We start from the raw sequence: 20255 nt of genomic DNA, 5'->3' as shown, positions 1-20255 counted from the left end.
ATGTGACCAGTGAGGTAGATGAATGCAAGACGACCGGATTCGCGACCTGCTCAAGAAGGTCTCGCTCGAGTTGCAGCAATCGCGGCAGGATCTGGCCACGGTGGAGCAGCGGCGCCGCGAGCCGATCGCGATCGTCGGCATCGGCTGCCGCTTTCCGGGCGGCGCCGACTCACCCGAGCGCTTCTGGGACCTGCTGGCCGGGGAGCGCGACGCCATCGGAGAGTTCCCGGCCGACCGGGGTTGGGATCCGGGCGCGCTGTTCGACCCCGGACAGGGACCCGGGACCTCGACCACCCAGCAGGGCGGATTCCTCGACGGCACAGCCGATTTCGACGCCGGGCTGTTCGGGCTGTCCCCGCGCGAGGCGCTGGCCTCGGATCCGCAGCACCGGCTGCTGCTGGAGACGACCTGGCAGGCATTCGAGCACGCCGGTATCGATCCCACCGGAATCCGCGGCAGCCGGACCGGAGTGTTCATCGGCACCAACGGCAACGACTATCCGACGACACTGCACGGCTATCCGCCGGAGCTGGAGGGCTATCTTAGCGTCGGCAACGCCGCCAGCGTGGCCTCGGGCCGCATCTCCTACACCTTCGGTGTGGAGGGCCCGGCACTGACCGTGGACACGGCCTGCTCGTCCTCGCTGGTGGCCGCGCATCTCGCGGTGCGCTCACTGCGCGACCGGGAATGCGACAGCGCCGTGATCGGCGGAGTGACCCTGATGAGCTCACCGACCCTGTTCGTGGAGTTCTCCCGCCAGCGCGGCCTGGCACCGGACGGGCGCTGTAAAGCGTTCGGCGACGGTGCGAACGGTACCGGCTGGGCCGAGGGCGCCGGTGTCCTCATCGCCGAGCGGCTGTCGGACGCACTCGCGAACGGGCGCCGCATACTGGCCGTGATCTGCGGGTCCGCAGTGAATCAGGACGGCGCGTCCAACGGCCTCACCGCGCCGAACGGGCCCGCGCAGCAGCGGGTGATCGAGGACGCGCTGGCGGCGGCGGGATTGCTGGCCGCCGATGTGGACGCGGTGGAGGCACACGGCACCGGAACGGTACTCGGTGATCCGATCGAGGCCCATGCGCTGATGGCCACCTACGGCCGGCGGCGGGCGGGTGATCCGCTGTGGCTGGGCTCGGTGAAATCCAATATCGGGCACACCCAGGCCGCGGCCGGTATCGCCGGACTGATCAAGATGGTGCTCGCGCTGCGGCACGAGACCCTGCCGCGCACACTGCACGCCGAGAATCCGTCTTCGAAGATCGATTGGGATGCCGGGCAGGTGCGGATCCTCGACACCGCCCGGCCCTGGCCGCGCGGCGAGAAGGCGAGGCGCGCAGGTATTTCCGCCTTCGGCGTCAGCGGCACCAACGCGCATCTGATCGTGGCGGAGGCACCGGCGCAGGACATCCCTGCCGTTCTCGCGGCCGATCCGGTACCGGAACCGACGGCGTGGCTGCTGTCGGCGAACTCGGCGGCCGCACTGTCCGGGCAGGCCGCGCGACTGGCCGACGCTGTCGCCGAACCCACTGTCGCGGACATCAGCGCGGCATTGCGCAAGCGTGCACTGCTGGATCAGCGTGCGGTGGTGGTGGGTTCGGCCCGGGCAGAACTGCGGCACGCACTTGCCGCGCTGGCGGACGGTACGGCCGATGACAATCTGGTGCGCGGTGCCGCCACCACGGGACGCCGGGTGGTGTTCGTCTTTCCCGGACAGGGGTCGCAGTGGGCCGGTATGGCCGAGTCACTGTCGCGCACGCGCCCGGAGTTCGCCGGATATCTCGCCGAATGTGCTGATGCCCTGGCGCCTTTCGTGGACTGGTCACTGACCGATGTGCTTGCCGGAGCCCCGGACGCGCCGAGCCTCGAACGCGTCGATGTGGTGCAGCCCGTGCTGTGGGCGATGATGGTGTCGCTGGCCAAACTGTGGATCGATCTGGGTGTGCGGCCCGAAGCCGTCATCGGCCACTCCCAGGGGGAGATCGCCGCCGCGCATATCGCCGGGGCATTGAGTCTGAGCGATGCGGCGCGGGCAGTCGCGTTGCGCAGCAAGGCCATTACCGCACTGTCCGGTCGCGGCGCGATGCTCACAGTGGCACTGCCGGAGGATCGAGCCCGCGCGCGACTGGCCCGCTGGGAGGGCACTCTCGCCCTCGCCGCGATCAACGGACCGGCCGCCGTGCTGATTTCGGGGGACAGTGCCGCCGTCGACGAGTTCGCCGCGGAACTGGACGCCGACGATATCTGGAACCGGCGGGTGAATGTCGACTACGCCTCGCATTCGCACCACGTCGATGCCATCGAGACGGCGGTCCTGGACGGGCTCGCACCGATCACTCCGCGCCCGGCGTCGGTCCCCCTCATCTCCACCGTCAGTGGGGAGCCCATCGACACCAGCGTGATGGACGCGGGGTACTGGTTCGTCAATCTGCGTTCACCGGTGCAGTTCGAGCGGTCGCTACGCCGCGCACTGGCCGACGGGTACGACACCGTCGTCGAGGTCAGCGCACATTCGGTGCTGCGCCACACCATCGACGCCATCGCCGAATCCGCCGAGGCCGCCGACGTGATCTCCACCGGAACCCTGCGCCGCGATCGCTCCGGCAGCCACGAACTGCTCCTCGCCGCGGCTCGCCTGCACGTGCACGGTATCGAGGTGGATTGGCAGACCCTGCTGCCGCAGGCGACCTCGCGCTGGATCGACCTGCCCACCTACGCCTTCGACCGGCAGCGGTTCTGGGGCGCCGACGACTGCACCACCGGTGTCGCGGACGCGCAGCGGCTCGGTGTGCGGCCCGCCGGTCATCCGCTGCTGGCCGGGGCGGTGGAGATCTCCGCCTCCGATGCCACCCTGTTCGTCGGGCAGCTCACCCTCGCCGATCATCCGTGGCTGGCCGATCACGCGGTGGGGGAGACGGTGGTCGTACCAGGCGCGGCCTGTGTCGACATCGCCCTGTGGATCGGTGCCGAACTGGGCTGGCCGCTACTGGCGGAGCTGATCAACGAGCGGCCGATCGTGATCGGTGCGTCCGGCCGCGTCCGCATACAGGTCTATCTCGGCCCTGAACGCGATGGCGGGCGGGCGATCACGTTCTACCGCGCCGACGGCGACGACGCGTCCGGTGCGGACTGGCAGCAGTGCGCGACCGGCCTGCTGACCGCCGCCGATGCCGCGCCCACGCCGCACGCCGATTCCGGCCCGTCGCGAGATCCGGTCGATCGGGAGGCCGTCTACCGGGAGCTGAGCGAACTCGGACTGAACTACGGCCCGGCCTTCCGCGGACTCCGAACGATAACCAGCGTGGGCGATCCGATCCGGGCCACCGCCGAACTGCCCGAAAGCGCCGGTACCGCAGCGGAATTCAGTATTCATCCGGCGCTGCTGGATGCCGCGCTGCACGTATTGCCCTACACCGGTGGGGAATTGGCGCTGCCGTTCAGCTGGTCCGGTGTGCGGCTGTGGGCTCGCGACGCCGGGGAACTGTCGGTGCGCGCGACGCGGCTCGGTGAACACGAGTTCGGTGTGGTCGGTGTCGACGCGGCCGGCGAGCCTGTGCTGAGTATCGACTCGGTAGCCCTGCGGCCCACCGGGAACGAACCGGTGGCCGCGACCTCGGCCACCACCTACCGGGTCGGCTGGAAGGAACTGCCCCGCGCGGAGGGAGCAGAGGTCTCCGCCGCGTTGTGGTCCGCGGATGGCGGCGAATCGGCCGAAATCGCTTGCGCGGCAGATTTGTCCGAGCTGTCCGGTGCCGATCTCGTACTGCTGGACACCGCGGGGTTCGATGCCGGGAGCGGGAATGTGCTCGCCGATCTGCACACGGTCACCGAGCGCACCCTGGAGCGGGTGCGGGAGTGGCTCGCCGACGGCAGTCCGCAGGCGCGGCTGGTCGTCCTCACCCGGCGCGCATACGCGGTGGCCGACGGGGAGGTTCCCGATCTGCGCGCCGGTGCGGTGCCCGGTCTCATCCGCTCCGCCCGCACCGAGAACCCGGGCCGCATCGTGCTGGTGGATCACGACGGATCCGCCGGTTACGCGGAACTCGCCGCCGTGGCGTCGGCGGTGATCGCCGCCGACGAATCGGAAGTGGCGGCCCGTGCTGGGCAACCGGCGGTGGTGCCGCGTCTCGAGCCGAAGCCTCCCACGATGGAAGAGCCTGTCGCTGCCGACGTCTCGGGAAACAGTGCCCAACCGGACGGGGCGTCGTTTCCGCCCTCGGAAACGGCCGTCGTGATCGGCGGACTCGGATTGCTCGGCCGGCTGTCGGCACGCACGCTGGCCAAGCAATCCGCGGTGTCCACGGTCGTGCTGGTGTCGCGGCGCGGACCGGCCGACGAACAGGCCGCCGCGGCGCGCCGCGAACTCGAGGCGGCCGGACTGGATGTCGAGATCGTCGCCTGCGATGCCACCGATCGCGCGCAACTCGCGGCCGTCTTCGATGCCGTGCCGGCGCGGCGGCCGGTGACCACCGTTGTTCACGCGGCGGGCATCCTGGCCGATCGGCCGGTACACAACCTCACCCCGGGGGCATTACACGAGGTGCTGCGCGGCAAGGCCGATATCGCCTGGCATCTGCACGAGCTGACCGCCGGGCTGAATCTGCGCGCGTTCATCCTGTTCTCCTCGGCGGCAGGCACTTTCGGTATCGCTGGCCAGTCCAACTACGCCGCGGCCAACACCTTCCTCGACGCCCTCGCCCAGCATCGCCGAGGGCACGGACTGCCCGCGACCTCGCTGGCATGGGGGCTGTGGGAGACCGCGAGCGGTATGACCGGTCACCTCGGCGGAGCCGACCGGCAACGCCTGGCCCGGCAGGGCGTGCGGCCGATAACCCCCGACGCCGGCGCCACCCTGCTGGAACACGGACTGCGCACGGGCGCGGGTGATCTGGTGCCGGTCGATCTGGTGACCGGCCCGTGGCAGGACGGAATGTCACCGATCCTGCGCGGTGCGCTGCGCTACCGGCCGCGGCTGCGGCGGGCCGCGACCGGTACCGAGGTGCGCGGCAGTGGCCTGGCCGCACTGCCCGAACGCGATCGCCTCGACGCGGTACGCGCCATCGTGCGCGAACAGGCCGCGGCGGTACTCGGCTACGATCGCGTCGACGCGATCGCGGCGAGCGTGACTTTTAAAGAGCTGGGTATGGATTCGCTCACCGCGGTGGAGTTGCGCAATCGGCTCGCCGGAACGCTCGGGGTGCGCCTGGCCGCCACCGTGGTCTTCGACCACCCGACCCCCGCGGCACTGGCCGCCGAGATCAGCGCGAAACTCGCCGGCACCGAACCGGCGCGGTCGCGGCCGGACGCGCCGGTGGCAGCGGTGAGTGAGCCGATCGCGGTGGTGGGGATGGGTTGCCGATATCCCGGCGGGGTGCGTTCGCCGGAGGAGTTGTGGGATCTGGTCGCCGACGGGGTGGATGCCATCGGCCCGTGGCCGAAGGATCGCGGCTGGGAGGTCGACGACACCCGGGCAGGGGCGACCGTCCGCGCTGGTGGGTTCGTCTCCGATATCGCGGATTTCGATGCGGGGTTGTTCGGTATGTCGCCGCGGGAGGCGTTGGCGACCGATCCGCAGCAGCGTCAGTTGCTGGAGGTGTCGTGGGAGGCGTTGGAGGGTGCGGGGATCGATCCGTTGTCGTTGCGGGGCAGTAACACCGGCGTCTACACCGGCATCATGTACAACGACTACGCGACAAGACTCGATTCGATCCCCGAGGATCTGGAGGCGTATCTGACCAACGGCAGCGCCGCTAGCGTGGCCTCGGGCCGGGTGGCGTACACGTTCGGTCTGGAGGGGCCGGCGGTGTCGGTGGATACGGCGTGTTCGTCGTCGCTGGTGTCGATCCATCTGGCGGTCTCGGCGTTGCATGCCGGTGAATGCGATCTGGCCCTCGCCGGTGGTGTCACCCTGCTGTCATCGCCCGCCAGCATCGTGTCGGCCGAACGGCTGGGTGCGCTGTCGCCGGATGGCCGGTGCCGTTCGTTCGGGTCGGGGGCGAACGGGACCGGCTGGGCCGAGGGGGTGGGAGTGGTTGTACTGCAACGACTGTCGGAGGCGCAGCGGTCGGGACGGCCGATTCTGGCGGTGATCCGTTCGACGGCGATCAATCAGGACGGTGCGTCCAATGGTCTGACCGCGCCCAACGGCGCCGCGCAACAGCGCGTGATCCGCCGTGCCCTGGCCGCGGCGCGATTGGAACCAGGCGATGTCGACGTCGTCGAGGCGCACGGCACCGGTACGGCGCTGGGCGATCCGATCGAGGCCACCGCGCTGCTCGAGACGTACGGTCGTGTCGCGCGCGAACATCCGCTGTATGTCGGATCGCTGAAATCCAATATCGGCCACAGTCAGGCGGCCGCCGGTGTGGGTGGGGTGATCAAGATGGTGCAGGCGTTGGGTCGTGGTGTGTTGCCGATGTCGTTGCATGCGGGTGTGCCGAGTGAGCATGTGGATTGGTCGCCCGGTTCGGTGCGGGTGTTGTCGGAGTCGGTGGTGTGGCCGGATACGGGTCGGCCGCGTCGGGTGGGTGTGTCGGCGTTCGGGGTGAGCGGAACCAACGCACACCTCATCCTCGAACAAGCGCCAGCTAGCGATTCCGGCACGGCGGCACCCTCGAGTTCCGACGGTTCGGACATCGGCACATCCGCTCCGGCGTCCGCCTGGTTGGTGAGTGCGAATTCCGATGCGGCACTGCGCCGTCAGGCCCGCCGCCTGGCCGCTCATGTCCGCGCCCGTCCCGATCTCGATATCGCCGCGGCGGCCACCGCATTGGCGACCGGGCGCGCCCGGCTCGGCCATCGCGCCGTCGTCATCGGACACACCGCGAGCGAACTCGCCGATCACCTGGAGGCATACGCCGATGACCGGCCCGACGAGACCACCGTCCACGGCCTCGCCGCGCCATGCCGGCGCATCGCCTTCGTCTATCCGGGCCACGGATCGCAATGGGCCGGGATGGCCACCAGTCTGCTACACACCTCGCCCGTGTTCGCGGACGCTGTTGCCCGCTGCGCCGAAGTGCTTGCCCCGCACCTCGAGTGGGATGTGGCCGAACTACTGCGCTCGGGTGCGGGCACCGTGCCCGGCCGGTCGAATGTGGAGGTCGATCAGCCCGCGCTGTGGACGGTGATGATGGGGCTCACCGCACTGTGGAAATCGGCCGGGATCACCCCTGATGTGGTGATCGGCCACAGTCAGGGCGAGGTCGCCGCGGCCTGTGCGGCCGGCATCCTGAGCCTGGCGGAGGGCGCGCGCATCGTCGCGGTGCGCAGTCGGCTGCTGGCCCGGCTGGTCGGGCGCGGTGCGATGGCCTCGCTGGCACTGCCGGAGGAACGGGCCCGGGAGCTGCTGCGCGAGGTGAACGGCGTCGATATCGCGACGGTGAACGGTACCGAAGCCGTGGTGGTCTCGGGCGACTCGGACGGCATCGACCGGCTGATCGCCGCCTGCGCCGCCGACGATATCCGGGCCCGGCGTCTGGATGCCGAACTGGCCGGACATTCACCGGTCATCGACGCCGTGCGGCAGGATCTGCTCACCGAACTCGGTGCGGTGCACCGGGAATCGGCGATGGTCCGGATGATATCGACGGTGACCGGTGCACCGGTGTCGGCCGACGACCTCGACGTCGCCTACTGGTACCGGAATCTGCGCGAGACGGTGCAGTTCCACACCGCCGCGGGCATCGCCATCGAGGGCGGCTGCGATGTTTTCGTGGAGGTGAGTCCGCATCCGGTGCTCGCCGGACCGTTGGCGGCCACCCTCGAGAACTCCGCCGCACCGGACGGGGTGACCACCGCGACGCTGCGGCGCGACGAGGGCGATCTGACTCGATTCCTGCAATCCGCGGCGGAGCTGGAGGTCGGCGGGGTCGCCGTCGACTGGTCGGCCCTCGCGCCCGCATCGGCGCCGATTCCGATGCCGTCCTACGACTTCGAACGACGCCGGTACTGGCTCGACGGCGCCGTGGGACTGCCGGAGGTCACCGCGGCCGCCAGCGACGACCTCGGCGGCGAAGACGAATCCCGCGGCGCGGCACTGGCCGCGCTACCGCAGGAGCAACGGCTCACGGCCGTGCGCGAACTCGTCGAAGCGCAGATCCGGGCGGTTCTGCGCCTGGACCCGGCCGACGAGCTGGCGGGCGAATCACCGCTCGAGCAACTGGGATTCGAATCGGTGTCGGCGGTGGATCTGACCAAACAGCTGAGCCGGGCGACCGGCCTGCGACTGCCCACGACCCTGGCCTTCGAACATCCCAGTCCCGAGGCCATCGCCGCGCACATCACCGCCGAACTCGGTGCGGTCGAGCGGCACGATATCGCGGATCTGGTCGACCGGCTCGAGGCCGCGCTGCGCGACGGACCAGCCGACGAATCGGCACTGCTGCGGCTGCGGGCTGTCCTCGCCGATACCGGAGCGCGTATCGAATCGGGGGACGACCTCGGCTCACCAGTCGACCTCGACCAAGCCAGTGACGACGAACTGTTCGACATCGTCGACGTCGGGAGGAATTCGTGACCACCGGACAGACCGCCCCGCCCGGCGAGCAGCCCGGCTCGCGGGAGGCGAAACTGCGCACGTACCTGAAGAAGGCGATTGCCGACACCCAGGACCTGCGCGCCGAACTCCAGCAGGTGCGCACCGCCGCGATCGAGCCGATCGCGGTGGTGGGCATGGGCTGCCGATATCCCGGCGGAGTGCGCTCGCCCGCCCAGCTGTGGGATCTGGTCGCGGACGGTGTGGACGCCATCGGGCCGTGGCCGGACGACCGCGGCTGGGATGCCGACGGACTCTTCGACGAGGATCCGAGGAGGGTCGGAACGTCGTATGTGCGTGCGGGTGGGTTCGTCTCCGATATCGCGGATTTCGATGCGGGGTTGTTCGGTATGTCGCCGCGGGAGGCGTTGGCGACCGATCCGCAGCAGCGTCAGTTGCTGGAGGTGTCGTGGGAGGCGTTGGAGGGTGCGGGGATCGATCCGTTGTCGTTGCGGGGCAGTAACACCGGCGTCTACACCGGCATCGTCGCCGACGATTACGCGGACGGTTACTGGTCGGCGGTGCCGCCGGAGCTGGAGGGGTATGTCGGTGTCGGAACCTCAGTGAGCGTGGCCTCGGGCCGGGTGGCGTACACGTTCGGTCTGGAGGGGCCGGCGGTGTCGGTGGATACGGCGTGTTCGTCGTCGCTGGTGTCGATCCATCTGGCGGTCTCGGCTTTGCGTGCCGGTGAATGCGATCTGGCCCTCGCCGGTGGTGTCACCCTACTGACCTCACCGGCCGGATTCATCGAATTCTCCCGGCAGCGGGGATTGTCGCCGGATGGCCGGTGCCGTTCGTTCGGGTCGGGGGCGAACGGGACCGGCTGGGCCGAGGGGGTGGGAGTGGTTGTACTGCAACGACTGTCGGAGGCGCAGCGGTCGGGACGGCCGATTCTGGCGGTGATCCGTTCGACGGCGATCAATCAGGACGGTGCGTCCAATGGTCTGACCGCACCCAACGGCGCCGCGCAACAGCGCGTGATCCGGCGGGCACTCGAGAACGCGGGACTGGATGCGGCCGATGTCGACGCCGTCGAAGCGCACGGCACCGGAACCACCCTCGGTGATCCGATCGAGGCGAATGCGCTGATCCAGACCTACGGCCGGGCCGATCGCCGCCACCCGCTCTACATCGGCTCCCTCAAATCCAATATCGGTCACACCGCCGCCGCGGCCGGTGTGGGTGGGGTGATCAAGATGGTGCAGGCGTTGGGTCGTGGTGTGTTGCCGATGTCGTTGCATGCGGGTGTGCCGAGTGAGCATGTGGATTGGTCGCCCGGTTCGGTGCGGGTGTTGTCGGAGTCGGTGGTGTGGCCGGATACGGGTCGGCCGCGTCGGGTGGGTGTGTCGGCGTTCGGGGTGAGCGGAACCAACGCACACCTCATCCTGGAACAAGCACCTGTCACCGATCCTGTACCGGGGCCAGAATCGACAGGTACCAGCGCAGCGAGGCATCCCGAAACGACGGCGTGGTTGTTGTCCGCGCACACGGATGCGGCAGTGCGCCGGCAGGCACGCAACCTCGCCGAGTACGTCCGCAGTCGTCCTCGGGTCGAGCCGGCGGAGATTGCCCGCGGCTTGATCACCGGCCGGGCGCGTCTGCCGCACCGTGCCGTGGTGATCGGTTCCGGTCCAACGGAATTCGAAGATCGGCTGACGGCCTTCGCCGACGGGCTCGAGACGATCACCACCGTATCCGGAAGTGCACGGCGCCGCGGTGTCGTGGGTTACCTGTTCACCGGCCAGGGCAGCCAGCGTCCGGGGATGGGAGCAGAACTGGCGCAACGCTTCCCGGTGTTCGCCGAGGTCTATCGGCAGACACTTGCGCTATTGGACGAGCGGCTGCGCGACCGGATCGAGGGCTCGCTCGCAACCATGGTCCTGGAGTCGAGCGAGCCGTCGGCGATGGAGCCGACCATCATCGCCCAGCCCGCACTGTTCGCCTTCGAGGTCGCACTGTTCCGGCTGCTCGAATCATGGGGTGCGCGTCCCGATTACGTCTGCGGTCACTCGATCGGCGAGATATCCGCCGCGCACACATCGGGTGTGCTCACCCTGGAGACCGCGGCCGACCTCGTGGCCGAGCGTGCCGCCCGCATGCAGGAACTGCCGCCGGTGGGCGCGATGCTCGCGGTGGAAATGTCGGTGGCGGAACTGGATTCGGCGGTGCCGGGCTGGCACGACGGGGCCGACCTCGCCGCCGTCAACGGACCCACGGCCATCGTCGTATCCGGGCCGGTCGATGCCGTCGAGAGGGTGCGCGAAACCGTGCCGGCCCACGGCCGCCGCGTACGTAGGCTCGATGTCAGCCACGCCTTCCATTCCCGCTGCCTGGACCCGATGCTCGACGGATTCGGAAAGGCCATCGCCGCACTGACATTCGATGAGCCGCGGATCCCGCTGCTGTCCACGGTGACCGCCAAGGTGGCCACCGCCGAGACGATCGCGACTCCGGAGTACTGGGTGCACCAGGTCCGGCAGCCGGTGCTGTTCCACGACACTGTGCGCGAACTGGTCCGGCTCGGGGTCACCGACCTGCTGGAAATCGGGCCCGATGCCAATCTCACGCCCTCGGCGAAGGCGACGGTGTCCACCACGGCCACCGGACCCACGGTGACGGCCACCGCGCGCCGCGACCGCTCCGAGGTCGACACCGTACTGGCCGCCGCCGCCCGAATGGAGTTGGCGGGCACCGCGATAGATTGGGCCGCAATCGCCGGGACCGGACCTGCGGCGACGGGGTTGCCCACCTACCCCTTCGAACACGAAACATACTGGCTAGCACCGGGACCCGCGCTCACCCCGGGCCGCGAACAGGCCACCGTTTCGGTGGACACGAACGAGACCGCGGGGCCGCCGCGCTCACCCGCGACCCCGGCATCCTCGGCTACCGGCGACTCGACTGGTTCGCCTGGCCACTGGGCACCGCAACCCGATCCGGAACCGCTGTCCGATGCCGATCTGCTCGCACTGGTTCGTCGCTCCGCCGCCGCGGTGCTCGGACTCGACAAGGTGGACCGGGTCGAGGCCGATACACCGTTCGCCGAACTCGGAATGACCTCACTCGCCGCGGTCGAGTTGACCGAGAAGCTCCATGCGCAAACAGGTATCACGCTGGCGGCGAGTGCGCCGATCGAACACCCCACCCCAGCGGCACTGGCCGGCCACCTGCGGGCGCACCGCACCGAAGACACCGCGGCAGCGGGCGTAAATTCGCTGCCCGCGCTGTATCTCGAATTGAATCGGGCGGGGGAGATCGAGGCCGCCGCGACCTTGATCACCGCAGCCTCGCACACCCGTCCACGATTCGGTCCCGGCGCCGTCCGGGAAGCCACACCGGCACCCGTCCGGCTCGCCGCCGACGGTGACGCACCGCCGATCATCTGCTTCCCGGCACTGACCGCGATGTCGGGACCGCACGAATTCGCCGGATTCGCGCGGGCTTTCGGCGACCGCCATCCGGTCTACGCCATGGACGCACCGGGCTTCCGCGCCGAATCGGCGGTGCCGCAGGATCTGCGCACCTATCTGCACGCGCAGGTGACGACCATCCTCGAGACCGTCGGCGATCGGGAATTCTTTCTGGTCGGCAGGTCCCTCGGCGGCTGTGTCGCACATGCGGTGGCCACCGAACTTGTCACCGCGGGACGGTCGCCGCGCGGACTGGCACTGATCGACACCTACCCGCTTGAGACACCGGCACTGCCGGACAAACTGTGGTGGATGCCCGCACTCATCGCCGGTATGGTGCGGCGCATCAACGAGCTGGGCCTCGAGCTGTCGGCGCACCGCCTCACCACGATGGGCGCCTACCTCCGCATTGCCGCAGAACTGACCGCGGAGCCGATTCCCGTACCGGCACTGCTGGTGCGTGCCCGGGATCCGTTGCCGGGCATGCCTGTCGACGATCTGGGCTGGCAGGCGGACTGGCCGCACGCCGACCACATCGTCGATGTCGCGGGCGACCACTATTCGGTGCTCGAGGATGAGTCCCCGGGAACGGCCGCCGCGATCGCCGGCTGGATCGCCACCCTGGACGGTGGGCGCTGATGGCGACACCGACCGTCGTCCTGCTCCGGGCCGGTGGCTGGCATCCGGGATCGGTGGTGGGCCGGGACTACTCGACGCGGTGCTGGGCCGAGGATACGGTCGCCCAGGCCGAGGCACTGCAGCGCGCGGCTTACCCACCGCAGTACGTCGGTATCGACAACGTGGCGCACGCGCACGGACACAGCGGCTGGCACCTGGTCGAGGTCGATGCCCTGTCGATCGCACGACAGCTCAGGACCGGCGGCCCGACGGCAACCCCGGTACCGGCCGTGACCGTCGCCGATCTCGGAGCCGACACCGCACGCGAATTCCTCGGTGCGGGTGGCGGATTCGATCTGCAGGTGCGGGTGACCAACCGCTACGTGGGCTCCGGGCCGATGCCGGCCCCCACACCACCGGATATCGATCTGACCGACCCGGAAGTTCTGCGCGGCATGGATATCCGATTCACGGAGGCGGCGCGGATCCTCGCCGCGGTGCGCGCGGTGTGGGCGGAGGCCGCCACCCGGCCGCGACTGTGGGCCCTGGCGCACATGGCGATTCCCTACCGGCTCGCGGCCGATACCTGCGATGACGTGGCACTTACACCCCGGACACCGGAGCACACCCGGGCTGTCCTGGCGGAAATGCGTGCCCTGGAATCCGAACGGCGTTGTCCGTTGCGGAAATTCGCCGATGTGACGGTGTGTATCGACAATACTCGCGGCGCCGCGGCACGGCGCATGGCCGAACTCGACCACCGGGCCGGAACACCGCTGCGCTCGGATGCGGCAGTGGTGGTCGGCACGGCCGCGGATCTGCTCGCGCGTTGCGACGAGTGGCTGGACGCGGGATTCGACGGCATCAGATTCCGGCCGTGCGGTGCACCCGATGCGCAATACCTCGCCGAAACGGTGCTGCCGCACCTCGCCCGAGGTCGACGCTCGGCTGCCGGATCCTGATTTCCGGCAGTACGTCGGGCGCCTGTCCAGCTACACCGGGCGAGCCTGGGCGGTCAAGTGCGGTCCACCCCTATTTCCGGCCTGCGGTACCGGTAGTGCACCGCGCTGCTTAGGGGTGATATGCGCGCGAACCGGTTGTTAGCGTCCGAACCATGAGCGAAAACGCAACCCCCGCAACGAAAACCGTGCTGATCACCGGCACCTCCTCCGGCGCCGGCCTCGCCGCCGCGGTCGCGGCCGCACAGGCCGGCTTCACCGTCGTCGCCACCGCGCGCAATCTCGACCGGACCGACGCCCTGCGCGAGGCGGCCCGCGCGGCCGGGGCGAAACTCGACATCCGCCGCCTCGACGTCACCGAACCGGACAGTATCGAGGAGGCGATCTCCGGTGTGCTCGACACCCACGGCCGGCTGGACGCGGTGGTGAACAATGCCGGGGTCGGCAGTATCGGCACCCTCGAACTGCTGAACCTGGACCAGATTCGCTACGGCATGGAGGTCAACTTCTTCGGTGTCCTCGCGGTGAGCCGGGCGGCACTGCCGCACCTGCGGGCCACCGGCGGCCGCCTGATCACCGTGGGCAGCGCCTACGGTGCGGTCGGGCAGCCGTTCAACGAGGCGTACTGCGCCGGAAAGGCCGCGACCGAAACATATATGGAGGCCTTGGCCGCGGTGGCGGCCGAAGTCGGAGTGACGGTATCGGTCGTGCAGCCGGGACCGATCGCATCCTCTTTCGGCGACAACATGCCCATCGACCGAGGGGCATTGCGGGCGGCGGCCGATGCCGGACCCTACAAGGCCGCCTACGCGAACTATCTGGCCTACCTGCCCGGCATGATCGCCGGCGCGGTGCAGACCTCCGCCGAGGTCGCCGAGTACGTGGTGTACGCGCTGAGCGACCCCGCACCTCCGTTCCGCATCCAGACCTCGGACTTCTCCCGGAATTTCGTGGCGGACAAACTCGCCGACGTCGACGGGTCGGCGGTGCAGGCGATCACGCGGCAGTGGTTGGTCCCGGCGGATACGGGTGTCAACCCCTAGCTTCCCCGGCGAAGCGGGCGGCATTTCTGGGGTAACCGGCGAAGAATTTCGTTGTTAATGTCCGATATGTGCGCTCGATTTCGCCGTTTCGGCTGGTGCTCCTTTCCATTGTCTCCGCCTTGTCCATTGCCGGATGTGCCGGGTCCGGTACCTCCGGGACGGCGCCGACGGCGCCGGTTTCCGGAGGTACGCTGACCTTCGGAATCAACGATGCCCCAGGCTGTTTCGATATTCACGTGACCTCTGCCGATGTCGCCGCGGAAATTCAGCGCAATGTCGTCGATTCCCTTGTTTCCGAAGATCCCGACCACAAATTCCGCCCCTGGCTGGCGACCGCGTGGACCATCGCCGACGATTTGCGCAGCTATACCTTCACACTGCGCAAGGATGTGACATTTACCGATGGCGCGCCGTTCACCGCGGCGGCCGTGAAAGCGAATTTCGATCACATCATGGCACCGGCCACCAAATCCCAATACGCCAAGAATCTGCTCGGACCGTACACCGGCACCGACGTACTCGATGACTACACCGTCCGGATCAATTTCTCGGCGTCGTTCGCGCCGTTCCTGCAGGCGGCGAGCACACCGTATCTGGGTTTCTACTCGCCACAGGCCCTCGCCACCAGCGCGGACAAATTGTGCGCGGGCGGACCGGTCGATGTCGGTTCCGGCCCATTCGTTTTCACCGAATACACCAAGGGCCAGAGTGCGGTGATGACCCGCAATCCGAATTACCGGTGGGCGCCCGAGGGGGCCGCGCACCAGGGCCCGGCCTATCTGGATTCGCTGATCTTCCGGATCCTGCCAGAGGACGCCACCAGGGTCGGCGCGCTCACCAGCGGCCAGGTCGATATCGCTAAGGCGATCCCGCCGATCCAGGTGCGGACCGTCGAGGCGGCGTCGAATCTGACGGTGACCCGGGTGGATCAGCCGGGCCTGACCTACGGCATCCACCTGAACACCGCCGCCGCACCACTGGACGACGAGCGGGTCCGCCGGGCGATCCAGCAGGGCGTCGATGTGGCCCAGGATGTGCAGACCGTCTACTTCGGCCAGTACAAGCGGGCCTGGGGACCGCTGTCGCCCACCACCGCGTCCTACGCCCGCGCGGTGGAGAACTCCTGGAACTACGATCCGCAGGCCGCGGGCCGGCTGCTGGACGAAGCGGGCTGGACCGGTCGCGACAGCGCGGGATTCCGGACCAAGAACGGTCAGCGGCTCAGCCTGTTCTGGCCTGCGCTACCCGAGGCGAGCACCCGTGACCAGCGCAACCTGCTGGATCAGGCGGTCCAGGCGGATCTGGCGAAAATCGGTGTGGAGGTACAACATCCGCATCTGACCGCCGGCGAATACAACGCCCGGGTCGCAAACGGCGGCTTCCAGCTGTTCTCGGTGAGCTGGGCGCGCTCGGAAGCCGATCTGCTCCGGTTGTTCTTCCACAGCGCCAACATCCCGCCCGCCGGGCAGAACGTCTCACATCTGCGCGATCCGCAGATCGACGACTGGACCGCGACCGGCGCGGCCACCACCGACCAGCACATCCGCGATCAGGTCTACCGCGACACCCAGGAGCGGGTGCTGCGGACCGGTGCGATGGTCCCGCTCTACGTCCTGGCCGCGATCGACGGATCCTCGCAGCGCGTACACGGGCAGAAATTCGATCCGAACGGCTGGCTGCAGTTCTACGACGTCTGGAAGGCCTGACCGTGCAAGTACTCAGCATGCCCGACGTCGTGGTCGGGGGCGCCGTCATCCGGGTGCTGACGGCGGTGGGCAAACGCCTGCTGGCCGCTGTCGCGGTGGTCTTCGGTGCCGCCACCCTCGGCTTCATCGCCCTGCAGATGCTGCCGGGTGATCCCGTGGACTGGCTGCTCGGCCCGAGTATGACCGCCTCACCCGGACTGCGGGCGCAGGTGCGGGCCGACTACGGCTTCGACCGGCCGGTGCTCGAGCAGTACCTGTCGTATCTGAACATGGTCCTGCACGGACAGCTCGGCACCTCCTATCAGCTGCAGCAGTCGGTGACGACGCTGATCGCGAATCAGCTCGCCCCCACCGCGGAACTGGCCGTCACGGCACTCGTGCTGGCGCTGGCGATCGCGATCGCCGCCGCCGTCGCGACCGCCGGGCGGCGGCCCCGGCTGCGCGCCGGAGTCTCCACCGCCGAACTCGTCGTCACCTCGGCGCCGCAGTACTGGGTGGGAATCCTGCTGCTGACGCAGTTCTCGTTCCAGCTGCGGGTGTTCCCCGTCGCGGGCGCGCAGACTCCGGCAGCGCTGGTGCTGCCGGCGATCACGCTCGCACTGTCCATCGCGGGGGTGCTGTCGCAGGTATTGCGCGAGGGGCTGGAGGCGGCCCTGACCCAGCCGTTCATCGTCACCGCGCGAGCGCGCGGGGCGAGCATGTCGGCGGTCCGGTTGCGACACGCCCTGCGGCATGCGGCGGCGCCACTGCTGACCCTCACAGGCTGGCTGACCGGAACCCTGCTCGGCGGTGTCGTCCCGGTGGAGACGGTCTTCGGGCGGCCGGGTATCGGATCGCTTGTGCTGCAGGCGGTCACGAGCCGGGACATGCCGGTCGTCATGGGCGTCATCCTGCTGTCCGCGGTGGTGTTCGTGGTGATCTCCACCCTCGTCGATCTGCTGCAACTCGCCCTCGATCCGCGTATCCGCACGAACGGAGACTGACCGTGACCGCCCCTGACATCGCCGTGCCGGAGACGGCGCTCGAGTCCCGGCTCCGGATGCCCCGACCGGCCGTCGTGACGGCCGCCGCGGTGCTGGGCCTGACCGTCGTCGTGGCGATCGCGCCGGGCCTGTTGACCGACTTCTCGCCGACCGCGACCGATATGAAGCAGGCACTCGTCGCCCCAGGCGGCGCGCACTGGTTCGGCACCGATCAACTGGGCCGCGACGTGTTCACGCGGGTGCTCTACGGCACCCGGCCCGCGATCCTGCTGGCGGTGACGGCGACCGCGCTGGCCGTCGCCATCGGCACCCTGACCGGACTGCTCGCGGCACTCGGCGGCCGATTCGCCGATCAGGTCCTCATGCACGGCGCGGATGTGCTGCTGGCGCTGCCGCCGCTGCTGCTCGCCCTGCTGGTCATCGCGGCGCTCGGACCGGGCACCGGCAATGTGGCGGTGGCCGTGGCGATCGCCTTCCTGCCGTTGTACGCGCGGCTGGTGCGCTCGGAGGCACTGCTGGTGCGCCGGTCCGGCTACGTGGAATCGGCTACCGGCCTGGGCATTCCGCGAGCGGTGGTGATCGTCCGGCACGTCGTTCCCAACGCGCTCGGACCGCTGCTGGTCATGGCGCCGCTCGGATTCGGCACATCGATGCTGTATTCGTCGGCACTGAGTTTCCTGGGGCTGGGCCTGCAGCCGCCGACGCCGGAGTGGGGCGCGATGCTGTCGGAGGGCAAGAGCATCCTGGCGGCCGCGTGGTGGGTCGGCGTCTTTCCCGGAATCGCGGTGACCTGCACCGTCATTGCGGTCAACGTCGTGGGTCGCGCGGTGCGCACCCGCTTCACCGGGCGAGGTGTGGCATGAGCGTCACAAACCAGCAGGACGTGAGCGAGCCTGCGGCCGAGACACTTTCGGCCGAGCCGCAGCTGATCGTCGATGGACTCGATGTCGTGTTCGGGTCGGGCCCAGGCCGGGTCCATGCGGTGCGGGATGTGTCGTTCGAGGTACATCCGGGCGAATGTCTCGCCGTCATCGGCGAATCCGGTTCCGGCAAGAGCGTCACCGCGCGCACCCTGATGGGGCTGACCGGTGACGACGCGACCGTCACCGCCCGCCGGCTCGATTTCGAGAACACCGATCTGCTCGCCCTCGACGAGCCTGGCTGGCGCACCCTGCGCGGGCGGCGCATCGCACTGGTACTGCAGGACGCGATGGTCGCGCTGGATCCGTTGCGCCGCACCGGCGCCGAGATCGCCGAGCCGCTGCGCATCCACACCGCGACCCGGCGCGGTTCCGTCGACGACATGGTGTTGTCACTGCTCACCGATGTGGGTGTGCCCGAACCCGAACGGCGCGCGCGCCAGTATCCGCACGAGCTCTCGGGGGGATTGCGTCAGCGCGCGCTGATCGCCTCGGCCATCGCCGCGGGCCCGGATCTACTGCTCGCCGACGAGCCGACCACCGCCCTGGACGCCACCGTCGCCGCCCAGGTCCTGGACCTGCTGCGCGAACTGCGCGCGGGCGGGATGTCGATCCTGCTGATCAGTCACGATCTGACCGTCGTGTCCCGGCTGGCGGACCGGGTCGCGGTGATGTTCGGCGGCCGCATCGTGGAATACGGTCCGGCCCAACGTATTCTGAGTGATCCGCGGCACCCGTACACACGTGCCCTGCTGGCCGCAGTGCCCACGGGCGACAGCCGAGGATTTTATCTGTCGGACAGCCGAAGTGGCTCCCCGTCGGAGACCGGGAGCAGCCTCCCGTCGGGCAGCAGCGACACAAGCGTGTCGAATGGTCAAGGCAGCTCCCTGCTGGGCAGCCGGAACGGCAGTGCGCCGAATGGTCGGGGCAGCGGTCAGTCGAGCAGCCCGGACAGCACCTTGTCGGAGGGCAGTAGCAGTCGGCCTCGGGCCGTTGCCGCGCCGCAGTCCGATGGTTGCCCGTACGCGGCCCGCTGTCCGCACGCCGACGAGCAGTGTGTGCGCGAACTGCCCGCTCTGGGTGCCTATTCCGCCCACGACAGTCACGGTGCCCACGACGGTCGTGAGGTACGCGACGGCCATGACGCGCGCGGTCGTCACGACCTCCACGACGGACCGGTTCACGATGTCCGCTGCTGGCATCCCGATGCCGTGGCCACCGCACCGCTGCGCATCCCCTCGGCCGCGCCCGCCACCGACACCGGCCATGTCTTGCTAGAGGTCGACTCCATCGGCAAGTCGTACCGCGTCCCGGGCGGGGGCCGTCACCACGCCGTGCGTGAGGTGTCGTTCCACCTCCGCTCGGGGGAGGTGCTCGGCGTCGTCGGTGAATCGGGTTCCGGCAAGACCACGACGGGACGGATCGTGCTCGGCCTGACCGGACCTGACACCGGCACCGTCCACTTCGACGGCCTGGCATGGAGTGAGCTGCGCGAACGCCGTCGCCGTCCGCACCGGCACCGGATCCAGGCGATCTATCAGGATGCGCTGGGCTCCTTCGATCCCCGGCTCACCGTCGCCGGGATCCTCGGCGCCGCCATCGCGCGCGGCGGCGTCCCGCGCGGTTCGGCCCGCCGGACCCGCGCCCTCGAGCTCCTCGATCAGGTCGGCCTCGCAGCGACCGCACTCGACCGCCGCCCACGCGAACTGTCCGGCGGTCAGCGGCAGCGGGTGGGTATCGCCCGCGCGCTGGCGCCGGGCCCGGAGATCCTCGTCTGCGACGAACCGGTTTCGGCACTGGACGTTTCGGTGCAGGCGCAGATCCTCGATCTGCTCACCGCCCTGCAGCACGAACTCGGCGTCGCCATGCTGTTCATCTCCCACGACCTGGGCGTCATCCACCATCTCAGCGACCGGATCCTCGTGATGAAGGACGGCCGGATCGTGGAGGACGGCGAGGCGACCCGCGTATTCGCCCATCCCCGAGACCCGTATACCAGGCAGCTGCTCGCTGCGACCGCGGTGCGTTCGGACGATCGGCAGATATCCGATCGGCCGGTGGCGCCGGTGCCGAGCTGATCCTG

General features: G+C 69.2%; 7 protein-coding genes and 1 pseudogene. All 8 read left to right on the top strand.

Annotated elements, in window-relative coordinates; all coding sequences use genetic code 11:
* Positions 1 to 22 precede the first annotated feature (22 nt).
* A complete protein-coding gene (locus tag ACZ60G_RS14780) occupies positions 23 to 8515 on the top strand; it encodes a type I polyketide synthase (RefSeq protein WP_465810651.1) in 8493 nt (2830 codons plus the stop codon).
* 50 nt (positions 8516 to 8565) lie between these two features.
* A pseudogene (locus ACZ60G_RS14775) lies at positions 8566 to 12582 on the top strand (type I polyketide synthase); the annotation flags it as partial.
* Positions 12582 to 13523, top strand: a complete 942-nt coding sequence (locus tag ACZ60G_RS14770; protein ID WP_465810650.1) for a hypothetical protein — start codon at positions 12582 to 12584, stop codon at positions 13521 to 13523. The pseudogene ACZ60G_RS14775 and the gene ACZ60G_RS14770, both read left to right, overlap by 1 nt.
* Positions 13524 to 13675: 152 nt before the next feature.
* On the top strand, positions 13676 to 14563 hold the full coding sequence (locus ACZ60G_RS14765) for an SDR family NAD(P)-dependent oxidoreductase (RefSeq protein ID WP_465810648.1): 888 nt from the start codon (positions 13676 to 13678) through the stop codon (positions 14561 to 14563).
* Positions 14564 to 14799: 236 nt separating this feature from the next.
* On the top strand, positions 14800 to 16269 hold the full coding sequence (locus ACZ60G_RS14760) for an ABC transporter substrate-binding protein (RefSeq protein WP_465810646.1): 1470 nt from the start codon (positions 14800 to 14802) through the stop codon (positions 16267 to 16269).
* A 2-nt stretch (positions 16270 to 16271) separates the two neighbouring features.
* Positions 16272 to 17252 (top strand): ABC transporter permease, encoded by a 981-nt coding sequence (locus tag ACZ60G_RS14755; RefSeq protein ID WP_465810644.1) that lies wholly within the window; start codon positions 16272 to 16274, stop codon positions 17250 to 17252.
* Positions 17253 to 17254: 2 nt separating this feature from the next.
* Entirely contained in the window at positions 17255 to 18115 is an 861-nt protein-coding gene (locus ACZ60G_RS14750; protein ID WP_465810642.1) for an ABC transporter permease, read from the top strand.
* Complete coding sequence (locus ACZ60G_RS14745; protein ID WP_465810640.1) at positions 18112 to 20250, top strand: dipeptide ABC transporter ATP-binding protein; 2139 nt, start codon at positions 18112 to 18114, stop codon at positions 20248 to 20250. Before ACZ60G_RS14750 ends, ACZ60G_RS14745 begins: the two co-directional genes overlap by 4 nt.
* Positions 20251 to 20255: the final 5 nt, after the last annotated feature.

This window comes from Nocardia sp. NPDC102475, from assembly GCF_055584605.1.
Note: the sequence above shows the minus strand (reverse complement) of the source record. Positions and strands in the feature narration are given on the sequence as shown.

Bases quoted from the DNA above. Each gene is read 5' to 3' on its own strand.
- ACZ60G_RS14780 (WP_465810651.1), top strand. From the start codon at position 23: ATGCAAGACGACCGGATTCGCGACCTGCTCAAGAAGGTCTCGCTCGAG.
- ACZ60G_RS14770 (WP_465810650.1), top strand. From the start codon at position 12,582: ATGGCGACACCGACCGTCGTCCTGCTCCGGGCCGGTGGCTGGCATCCG.
- ACZ60G_RS14765 (WP_465810648.1), top strand. From the start codon at position 13,676: ATGAGCGAAAACGCAACCCCCGCAACGAAAACCGTGCTGATCACCGGC.
- ACZ60G_RS14745 (WP_465810640.1), top strand. From the start codon at position 18,112: ATGAGCGTCACAAACCAGCAGGACGTGAGCGAGCCTGCGGCCGAGACA.